Source organism: Candidatus Methylomirabilota bacterium, from assembly GCA_036001065.1.
Lineage (GTDB): Bacteria > Methylomirabilota > Methylomirabilia > Rokubacteriales > CSP1-6 > MNEF01.
The window spans coordinates 1-10,028 of the sequence record DASYUQ010000160.1; the positions used below are offsets into that span (position 1 = coordinate 1).

General features: G+C 67.6%; 7 protein-coding genes. 2 read left to right on the plus strand and 5 right to left on the minus strand.

Annotation, left to right across the window (positions count from 1 at the left end):
- A partial coding sequence (locus VGV13_15500) for a FecR domain-containing protein (GenBank protein ID HEV8642497.1) occupies positions 1–1,142 on the minus strand: 1,142 nt, incomplete at its 3' end.
- A 295-nt stretch (positions 1,143–1,437) separates the two neighbouring features.
- On the opposite strand from VGV13_15500, the gene VGV13_15505 reads away from it, so the two are divergent.
- Both VGV13_15505 and VGV13_15510 read left to right on the plus strand, forming a co-directional pair.
- A complete protein-coding gene (locus VGV13_15505) occupies positions 1,438–4,092 on the plus strand; it encodes a glucosidase (GenBank protein ID HEV8642498.1) in 2,655 nt (884 codons plus the stop codon).
- 16 nt (positions 4,093–4,108) lie between these two features.
- Positions 4,109–6,100 (plus strand): amylo-alpha-1,6-glucosidase, encoded by a 1,992-nt coding sequence (locus tag VGV13_15510; protein ID HEV8642499.1) that lies wholly within the window; start codon positions 4,109–4,111, stop codon positions 6,098–6,100.
- 257 nt (positions 6,101–6,357) lie between these two features.
- Here the strand turns inward: VGV13_15510 and VGV13_15515 are convergent, their stop codons facing one another.
- The 4 genes from VGV13_15515 to VGV13_15530 all read right to left on the minus strand — a co-directional run bounded on the left by VGV13_15515 (position 6,358) and on the right by VGV13_15530 (position 9,611).
- Positions 6,358–7,116 carry a hypothetical protein gene (locus VGV13_15515; protein ID HEV8642500.1) on the minus strand — a complete coding sequence of 253 codons (759 nt, stop codon included), beginning with the start codon at positions 7,114–7,116 and terminating at the stop codon, positions 6,358–6,360.
- A 161-nt stretch (positions 7,117–7,277) separates the two neighbouring features.
- Positions 7,278–8,324, minus strand: a complete 1,047-nt coding sequence (locus tag VGV13_15520; protein HEV8642501.1) for a HupE/UreJ family protein — start codon at positions 8,322–8,324, stop codon at positions 7,278–7,280.
- Between the two features lie 7 nt (positions 8,325–8,331).
- Positions 8,332–8,745: a hypothetical protein gene (locus tag VGV13_15525; protein HEV8642502.1), complete on the minus strand. Its 414-nt coding sequence runs from the start codon at positions 8,743–8,745 to the stop codon at positions 8,332–8,334.
- Positions 8,742–9,611 (minus strand): TAXI family TRAP transporter solute-binding subunit, encoded by an 870-nt coding sequence (locus tag VGV13_15530; GenBank protein ID HEV8642503.1) that lies wholly within the window; start codon positions 9,609–9,611, stop codon positions 8,742–8,744. The genes VGV13_15525 and VGV13_15530 overlap by 4 nt, the downstream gene beginning before the upstream one ends.
- Positions 9,612–10,028: the final 417 nt, after the last annotated feature.

Below are 10,028 nucleotides of genomic sequence, written 5' to 3' on the forward strand. Positions count from 1 at the left end.
GTCGGATCGAAGCTCAGGACAGGTGGCGGCGGGTTCCCGGTGACCGGATCAGGCGCCACAACGACGTTAAGCGTCCCGAGGACGTTCAGCAGGTTGGCGCCGATCGCGAGATTGCTGTTGGTCGCATCGAAAAGCGGTCGCGTCAGATCGCCCGGGGTTCCGCCCGTCGCCTGAACCTCGAAGGCGCTGCCGGGAATGGCCAGCGAGGTTCCCGACGGTGTCTGCACGACGGGCGTGGGCGCGCTCGCCGCAAGATTCGCAAACGCGCTAAGGGCGGGATTGATGATGATGTTCGGAGGGATGTTGGACACGAGCTCGGCCAGGTTCTCTTCGCCGCCAGGTAGGATCTCGGCCACCGGTGTTGGCAGCGGTGGCGGGAGCACGACTGGTTCGACGAGTTCGGCACCGCCGCCGAGCACCGTCGTCAACAGCGTGGCCGTCGCCGCGAGGAGCTGCCCCTTCACCTGGTCCGCGTTCGCTGCTTCCTGGTGCTGGGGGCCCTTCGGCTTGAGCCCCGACTGGATCTGCCCCAGGTCGCCCGCCGTAAACGTCCCGATGACCGGCGGCGCAGTGCCCGTCACCCTGAACTTCTGAAACTCGTTCAGCGTGAAGGGCGGCCTGCCGGGCACGGTCGCTTCGGCCGTGCCGCTCACCAGGTGGACCTCCGTCACGGGGGCGGGCGGGGTCCCGCCCGCCTGGGCGGTTACCCGCGACACCTCGGCGATCAGCACCGTGCCGCGCACGGCCACGATCGCGTTCGGGGTCCGGACGTCGATGACCTCGCCCTGGCGCATCCGGTCGCGAGCGACGGCGAGGCCGATCTTGCCGGACTCCAGGTCGACGGTGGAGCGGCCGGGGAGCTCGGTGACGGTGAGGATGGAGCGCTCGCGGATCGTCACGATGGCCTTGCCGCCCAGGAGCAGGCGCGCCAGCGACTGGTCGCCCGTGGTGATCTTGTCCCGCAGGAAGACGTCGTCCTTGAACTTCAGCGGGATGGGCTGAGGCAAGGCACGCCGCGCGGCGCTGACGTTGCCTTCCAGGGTGGTGACGACGCCGGCTTTCGGGGCCTGACCCAGGGCCATGGTCGGCCAGAAGGTCAGCAAGAGGAGGAGGGCGACCGCAGGGCGACGGAATCTCAGCATGGTTGTCCCCTTGAAAGGCATTCGACTCTCCCATACCAAAGCGTTCACCAAGAGGGCGTCACAAAATAGCCCGACAGATAACCCGACAGAGGTGAGAAAAGAAATTCTCAAGAATGGGGAATAAATACCAGCTTGAAAGTGTCGGGATTACAAACCCTGTTCCCCCCGTTGTCAAGGCTGAATCGTCAGTCAGTTGCCCAGAAAATCGTCAAAATCGTTGGCCGGAGTCACCTGATTGACAAAACGAGCACAGGCCCCTAGTAATCGGAGCCTCGGACTGAGGGGGAGCTCGCCCATGGGTGGTAATCGGCAGGAGGAACGCCGGCTGGTCGAGGCCCAGACGCGGACGGCGCACTGGAAACGCTGGGGGCCGTATCTGGCCGAGCGCCAGTGGGGCACGGTCCGCGAGGACTACTCGCCGTACGGCACGGCCTGGGACTCGTTCCCGCACGACCATGCGCGGTCGCGCGCCTACCGCTGGGGGGAAGACGGGCTCCTGGGGATCTGCGACAACCATCAGCGCCTGTGCTTCGCGCTCGCGCTGTGGAACGAGAAGGATCCCATCCTGAAGGAGCGCCTCTTCGGCCTGACCGGCTCCGAGGGCAATCACGGCGAGGACGTCAAGGAGTATTACTTCTACCTCGACTCCACCCCGACCCACTCCTACATGAAGGCCCTCTACAAGTACCCCCAGGCGGAGTTTCCCTACGCGCACCTGGTCGAGGAAAACGCCCGCCGGGGTCGCGGGCAGCCGGAGTTCGAGCTCCTCGACTCCGGCATCTTCGACGAGGACCGGTACTTCGACGTCTTCGCCGAGTACGCCAAGGCCGCGCCCGACGACTTGCTGATCCGGCTCACCGTCGTGAACCGGGGAAGGCAGGCGGCGCCGCTGCGCCTGCTACCGACGCTCTGGTTCCGAAACACCTGGGCCTGGGAGCCGAACGCCCAGGTGCCGAAGCTGAGCGCCGGGGGAGCCGCCGGCGGCGCCGGGTTTGTCCGCGTGGAGCACCCCGGGCTGGGGCGCATCTACCGCCTGTTCTACGAGGGTGAGCCCGCGCTGCTCTTCACCGAGAACGAGACGAACTACCGGCGGTTATGGGGTACCGAAAACACGCAGTGCTTCGTCAAGGACGCCTTCCACGACTACCTCATCCGCGGCCAGGTCCCGGCCGTCAATCCCGTGCCGGAGGGCACCAAGGCCGCGCTGCATTACGCGCTGCGGATCGGCCCGGGGGAAAGCCGCGTCGTTCGCCTCCGCCTGAGCGACCGCGAGCCCGAGGGCCAGCCGTTCGGCGCCGCCTTCGACCGTGTGTTCGCCCAGCGCCAGGAGGAGGCCGATGCGTTCTACGCGTCGGTGATCCCGCCGAAGCTCAGCCCCGACGCGCGCGGCGTGATGCGGCAGGCCCTGGCCGGGATGCTGTGGTCGAAGCAGTGGTATCACTACGACGTCCGGCGCTGGCTGGAGGGCGATCCGACCCAGCCGCCGCCGCCTCCCGAGCGCAAGCGTGGCCGCAACCACGAGTGGACGCACCTCTACAACGAAGACGTCATCTCGATGCCGGACAAGTGGGAGTATCCCTGGTACGCCGCCTGGGACCTGGCCTTCCACACGATCGCGCTGGCCCTGGTGGACCCGGACTTCGCCAAGGAGCAGCTCCTCCTGTTCCTGCGCGAGTGGTACATGCATCCGAACGGCCAGATTCCCGCCTACGAGTGGGCCTTCGGCGACGTCAACCCCCCCGTGCACGCCTGGGCCGCCTGGCGAATCTACAAGATCGAGAAGCGGATCCGCGGCGTCGCCGATCAGGGCTTCCTGGAACGGGTCTTCCACAAGCTGCTCCTGAACTTCACCTGGTGGGTCAACCGCAAGGACCCGGAGGGGAAGAACGTCTTCCAGGGGGGCTTCCTCGGCCTCGACAACATCGGCGTGTTCGACCGGAGCTCGCCGCTCCCCACCGGCGGGCACATCGAGCAGTCGGACGGCACCGCCTGGGTCGGCATGTACTGCCTCAACATGCTGGCCATCGCGCTGGAGCTGGCCAGCGAAAACGCCGCCTACGAGGACGTCGCCTCGAAGTTCTTCGAGCACTTCGTCTACATCGCCTACGCGATGAACAACATCGCCGGCGAAGGTATCGAGATCTGGAACCGGGAGGACGAGTTCTTCTACGACGTCCTCCACCTGCCCGACGGCACCGTGCACCCGCTCAAGGTCCGGTCGCTGGTGGGCCTGATCCCTCTGTTCGCGGTCGAGACGCTCGAGCCCGAGACGATGGAGAAGCTGCCGCGGTTCGGTCGCCGGATGATGTGGTTCCTCCGGAACCGGCCGGAGCTGCAGCACCACGTCGTCCGTCAGGACACGCCCGAGGGCGCGACCCGGCGGCTGCTCTCCCTCGTCAACAGCGTGCGGCTGGCCAGCGTCCTCCGCTACATGCTCGACGAGAACGAGTTCCTCTCTCCGTACGGCATCCGGTCCCTGTCGAAGCATCACCGGGATCACCCCTACGTGCTCTACACCGACGGTCACGAGCATCGCGTGGACTACGAGCCGGCCGAATCCACGACCGGGCTCTTCGGGGGCAACTCGAACTGGCGCGGGCCCGTCTGGATGCCGATGAACTTCCTGCTGATCGAGGCCCTCCAGAAGTTCGACTACTTCTATGGTCACCGTTTCCAGGCCGAGTTCCCAACCCGATCCGGCCGCGTGCTCACCCTGTGGGATGTGGCGGCCGAGCTGTCCCGGAGGCTGACGCGCCTGTTTCTACGAGATGCGGACGGCCGCCGGCCCGTTCACGGAGGTGCCGGGAAGTTCCAGACCGATCCCCACTGGCGGGACCTCATCCTCTTCTACGAGTACTTCCACGGCGACAACGGCGCCGGCATCGGCGCCAGCCATCAGACCGGGTGGACGGGGCTGGTGGCGAAGCTGCTCCAGCAGAGCGGCGAGTAGCGGGAGGAGTCGCCCGGTGACGCTCGACTGGGGACGGGAGATCTGCGGGCGTCTCCCGATCGCGGAGTGCCGGGAGTGGCTGTGCACCAACGGCATCGGCGGCTTCGCCTCCGGCACCGTGGCCGGGCTCCTCACGCGTCGTTACCACGGCCTGCTGATCGCGGCCCTGCAGCCGCCGCTCGGCCGCACGCTGCTCATCGCCAAGGTCGACGACACCGTCGGGGACGGCGACCTCCGCCGGCCGCTGTTCAGCAACCGCTGGGCCGATGGGACCGTCGATCCGCACGGCTATCGCGACCTCGAGCGCTTTCGGCTGGAGGGCACGACGCCCGTCTGGGTCTCCGCCGTCGCCGACGCCCTCATCGAGAAGCGCATCTGGATGGAGCAGGGCGCCAACACCACTTACGTTCGGTACCGTCTGCTCCGTGGTCCCCGCCCGGTCAGCCTCGCGCTTCGGGTGCTGGTGAACTATCGCGACTATCACGGCGCCACCCGGGGCGACGGCTGGCGCCTGGCCGTCGAGTCCCTCGCCGACGGGTTCCGCGTGGTGGCGTTCGAGGGCGCGCGGCCGTTCGTCGTCCGCTGCCCGGGCGCCGTCGCCCGTCCGTCGGCGGTGTGGTGCCGGAACTTCAGGCTGGCCCGCGAGAGCGAGCGCGGCCTCGACGCCCACGAAGATCATTTCGAGGCGGGAACGCTGGAACTCGAGCTCGGGCCGGGCGCGGCGCCAACGCTGGTGCTCTCGGCGGAAGCGGCGCCGTCGCTCGACGGCGAGGCGGCGTGGCGGCGGCGACGGGAGGGGGAGGAGCAGCTCCTCGATCGATGGTTGCAGGCGCAGCCGCGCGCGAGCACGGCGCCGGCCTGGGTGCGGCAGCTCGTCCTGGCCGCCGATCAGTTCGTCGTGCGCCGGCCGCTCGCCGGTGATCCCAACGGGATGTCCGTCATCGCCGGCTACCCCTGGTTCGGCGACTGGGGCCGCGACACGATGATCAGCCTGCCCGGCCTGGCCCTCGCCACCGGGCGTCCCGAGGTGGCCGGCCGCATCCTGAGAACCTTCGCCCGGTTCGTCGACCGCGGCATGCTGCCCAACCGCTTTCCCGACAGCGGCGAGGCGCCCGAGTACAACACGGTGGACGCGACGCTCTGGTACGTCGACGCCATTCGCGCCTACCACGTCGCCACCGGCGACGACGGGCTCGTCAAGGAGCTCTTCGCCGTGCTCGAGCAGATCGTGCACTGGCATCGCCAGGGCACCCGCTACGGCATCGCCGAGGATCCCGCCGATGGGCTGCTCCGCGCCGGCGAGGAGGGCGTCCAGCTCACGTGGATGGACGCCAAGGTGGGCGAGTGGGTGGTGACGCCGAGAGCGGGCAAGGCCGTCGAGGTCAACGCCCTCTGGTACAACGCCCTCTGCGCGATGGCACGCTTCGCCCCGCGCGTCGGCCGGCCGGCCGGGCCGTGGCAGGCCCTCGCCGCCCGCGTCCGCGCCGGCTTCGATCGCTTCTGGAACGAGGCCGGCGGCTACTGTTACGACGTCATCGACGGCCCCCACGGGCCCGAGGACCGGTTGCGCCCGAACCAGATCTTCGCCGTCTCGCTCCCGGAGAGCCCGCTCTCACCGGATCGCCGGCGAAAGGTGGTGGACGCCTGCGCGCGTCACCTGCTCACCTCTTATGGCCTCCGTAGCCTGGCGCCCGGCGCGCCCGAGTACCGCGGGCGCTACGCGGGTGACCAGCGCGAGCGGGACGGCGCCTACCATCAGGGGACCGTCTGGGGCTGGCTCCTCGGGCCCTTCGCCCTCGCCCACCTGCGCGTGTACGGCGACGCGGAGGCGGCGCAGTCGTTTCTGCGTCCGCTGGCCCACCATCTCGACGATTATGGTATCGGCAGCATCGCCGAGATCTTCGACGGCGACCCGCCCTTCGCGCCCCGGGGATGCATCGCCCAGGCCTGGAGCGTCGCGGAGACGCTCAGGGCGTGGCTGGAGATCGAGGACACGCGCGCCGGCTAGCTGAGTGTCCCGTCCGCGAAGTCATGTGAAGAGCCTGCCCGCACGCCGCGCCGGGGCCGATGGGCATGTGCGGTAGGGGTCGCGGGACCACGAGGGCTGCGTCCGCTACCCCGTTGCGGCTGGGCTCCACCTGGGAACGCGGGGTCCGTTGCCCGCCGGCGGGGACGGGTCCCGTCGACCCCTACCGCACATGCCCATCGGCCCCGCGGGGCGGGCGCGAGCGCGGCGATCGTTTACATCACTTCCCAGACAGAACGCTAACGTCCCTGCGCCGTCAGCGCTTCCAGGATGACCTCGGCCGCCCGAGCTTCGGCGGTTCCCGGATACTCTCGGAGGAGTTCGGTGAGCGCGTGTGCTGCTCGTTGCTCGTATTTCCGAGCGGTGGCGGGGTCCCGGCTGTGCCGGGAGAGCCGGTAATAGTCCATCGCCAGAAAGAAGCGAACGTCCTTCACATTGTCAAACCTCGGGTAATCCTTGATGAAGGCTTCCTCGCGCAGGATGGCCTTTTGCAGCTGGTCCACGTCGATGTCGACGAGATCGGCGGGATTGGCGCCGACGGAGCCGTAAAAGGCCTGGGCCATGACCCGGAAGCTGGCCTCGGCGGCCCGCTTCCCACGGGGCGATCGCTTGAGGTACTCCTGGAACGCCGCCATGTCGTACACGTACCGCATGTTGCGCTCGACCCGGCGGATCCGGATCCCGTACTCCTGGAGCCTCCGTACCAGGAGATCGGCGTACAGGCTCTGGCCGTGGGAGGTGACGTCCAGATTCATGAGGTCGGAGAGGGACTGGGCCCGTTCGCCGAGCCCGTACAAGGCCTCCAGCCTGGCATCCTCGCTCGCGCCGTCCCGGGCCTCTTTCAGATACCTGGCGATGTCCAGGAGGAGAGGCTGCACGGTCTGCCCATCGAGGACGACGTGAGCCTCGCCGAGCACGGCGGTGAGGAGAAGGAGGCCCAGGACGAGAGCGACCCGGCGGGGCCGGCGCAGCACGCGCGGCAGGGATCGCGGGACCACGAGGCCTGCGTCCGCTGCCCCGTGGCGGCTGGGCTCCACCTCGGTGCGCGTAGTCCGTCGCCAGTGGGCGGGAACGGGTCCCGCCGACCCCTGCCGCACGCGCCGGTCGGCCCCGGCGCCGCGTGCTGACGGGCTCTCGACACGACTTCGAAGACGGGACACTAGAAGGCCCGCTGGAAGAACCAGAACGCTCCTGCGGAAAAGATCGCCACCGAGGCGAGCCTGACAGTCGTCCGGTATACCGGCGTACGGCCCAATCCCCACAGGAGCGGAACGACGAGGGCCACGATCACGATCTGCCCGACCTCCACGCCGACGTTGAAGAAGAGGAGGGAGGCGGCCAGACCCGAGGCCGGGAGGTGCATCTCCTTCAAGGCGTTGGCGAAGCCGAAGCCGTGCACGAAGCCGAACACGAAGCTCACCAGCCAGCGCCTGTCGAAGGTCGTGAAGAAAAGATTCTCCAGGGCCACGTACGCGATGCTGAGCGCGATCCCCGCCTCGACCAGGCGCGCGGGCAAGGTGACGAGGTCGAGCGCGGCGAGGGACAGGGTCACGCTGTGAGCGAGCGTGAAGGCGGTCACGATCTTGACGATGTTGAGCAGGGGGCCGCCCATCAGGAGCAGACCCAGCAGGAAGGCGACGTGGTCGTAGCCGAAGAAGATGTGATGCACCCCCACGCCGAGAAACTGGAGGGCGTGGGCCCAGAACCCTCGGGCCCGGCGGTCGTAGACGGCCCCGGGCTGAAAGACGAACTGCTCGACTCGCCCCTCATCGGCGATCTTGGCGAACATCGTGTGGTCAGCGCCCAGCTCGGTCAACGGCTCGGATCGGATGGTGAACGCCGTCAGCGGCGTGGCGCTCCGAAAGCGCAGCGTCGCCTCCAAGAGCGCCTTGCCGTCGGTGCCGCGGCCGATCCCCACGGGGCCGGCCGCCATGGGCAGCTCTTCGCCGGCGGCGGAGACGGAGATCTTCCCGCGGAGATAGTCGAGGATCGCCGCCTGCTTGGCTTCGAGCTCTTCCTGGTCCACGCGGGCGTCCAGGTTGCGGTCCAGGGCGAGCAGGAGATCGAGCTCGAAGAGGTTGAGGCTGAGGGCGATGACGACCTCGCGGGCGTGGACCGTGATCTCGGCATACCCGACGTTGAGAGGATGGGCGTCCAGGGGCGTGGCCGGGACGAGGAGCAGGACGGCGAGGATGACGTGCAGCATGGGGCGCCTACTGCGGGTTCTTCATCGCCCTCTCCACGATCTCTCCGTACCACGGCCCCGCCTCGGTCCAGGTCGGCTTTTCGGAAGGAAGCTCGTGGAACGCCTTGACGAATTTCCACCGGCCCTCGTGATACCCGAAGACGCACACCACCGGGTGCCAGCCCGCCTCGTCCTTCGGCTTCATTTCGAACTTGAGCATTCCCACCATGGCGGCGTTCACTTCGGGGAACGTGTCCCGCCGGCGGACGTCGAAGTGCGGCTTTCGGATTCCGCCCGTGGCGCCCTGAAACTCGGTGATGACGCGTCCGGCGACGGCCTGAAACGAATGGCGGATGCTCTCCTCCCCCTGGACAGAATGCGTGGAGGCCGCGATGAGCATCAGGGCCAGCCCGAGCGTTCCGAGACGGCGGAGGTGCGTCATCGAGGATGGTCTCCTTCGTAGAACTGGAGGGCTCCCGGGTGGAAGGGAAGGAGCGGCTGAGAATCAGGCGACTCAGCCAGAGTCTTCGCGATCTGATACGCCTTCTCGTCGGGGAAGTCTTCCCGGCAGACGAGCAGATGGGCGACCGCGACCGTGCCCACGTCGCTGGCGATCCCGGGGTACGCGTCCTTTGGAATCGTTCCGCGGCGGTAGATCGGTCCGTACCTGGCCTCGATCTTTGGCAGCGCATCGCCGTGCTCGAGCAGCGCAATGGCAAGCCCCGGTGTGCTGGCCAGATCCCGCACGGCTCCGCTGGTGACCATGTCAGCCCGGGCGATCGCATCGACCTTCTTGTCTTTCAGGGCCGCGGCCGCCCGCTCGCCGGCCAGCGGCTCCTGCCGGAGATCTTTCCCAGGATCGATCCCGTAGGCTTCGAGGACCCGGAAAGTGAGGGTTTCAGTCGGGCTTCCGGGGAGCCCGCTGGCGAGAACCTTCCCTTTGAGATCTGAAACGCCCGTGATGCCATTGCCCGCGAGCGTCACGAGATGCAGGACCGAGGACCCGAAGACGGCCAGCGCTCGGAGTGGGACGGCCCGGCCTGTGAACCTCCCGGCTCCTCTGACCGCCTCGTAGGCATCGTCCGACGTCAAGAGCGCCACGTCGAGCTGCGCGCTCGTCAGGAGGCTGACGATATCCACCGGCGTGGCCGTCGTCGCCATCATCGCCTTGCTCTGCGGCAAGCGCGCCGCCAACGCCCGCGCGATCGAGGCTCCCAAGCGGAGGGAGACCTCGTCCACTTCGCTCACGACGAAGATGAGCCGATTCTTCCGGTACACCTGCCACTGGCGGTAGGGGGTGTGGCCCATCAGGAGAAATGCGCTCGTGCTGAGCGAAAGGATCAAGAGATCGCGCCGGTTCAATGTGCCGCTCCATCCGCGTGTAACAAAAGGGCGGAGAGTGTGCTTCTCCGCCCTTGGCCCGGAGCTTGGTGGTACTCTTCGTCCTCCCTAGTGCCGTTCCAACTATTCACCGTGTACGTCGTTCGTGGACAGATTTAGTATCAACAAGTTGGAACGGCACTAGTGCCGTTCCAACTATTCGCGCCTAGGAAGGCACCGTATACGTCGTTCGTGGACAGATTTAGCCCCGATCCGAAATAAGCTCGCAGGTGAAAGCGGCACATGGCCGCGAACATGGGCGGTGTTCAGGAGATGGTTCGACCGCAGCCAGCGTCTCTATAGGAGGACGTGGGTGCGCACGTACCCACGCTGGCCACGGCCGCT

Excerpts from the sequence above, each read along its gene's own strand:
- VGV13_15505 (HEV8642498.1), top strand. The coding sequence starts at position 1,438 with ATGGGTGGTAATCGGCAGGAGGAACGCCGGCTGGTCGAGGCCCAGACG.
- VGV13_15520 (HEV8642501.1), bottom strand. The coding sequence starts at position 8,324 with ATGCTGCACGTCATCCTCGCCGTCCTGCTCCTCGTCCCGGCCACGCCC.
- VGV13_15525 (HEV8642502.1), bottom strand. The coding sequence starts at position 8,745 with ATGACGCACCTCCGCCGTCTCGGAACGCTCGGGCTGGCCCTGATGCTC.
- VGV13_15530 (HEV8642503.1), bottom strand. The coding sequence starts at position 9,611 with ATGGGCCACACCCCCTACCGCCAGTGGCAGGTGTACCGGAAGAATCGG.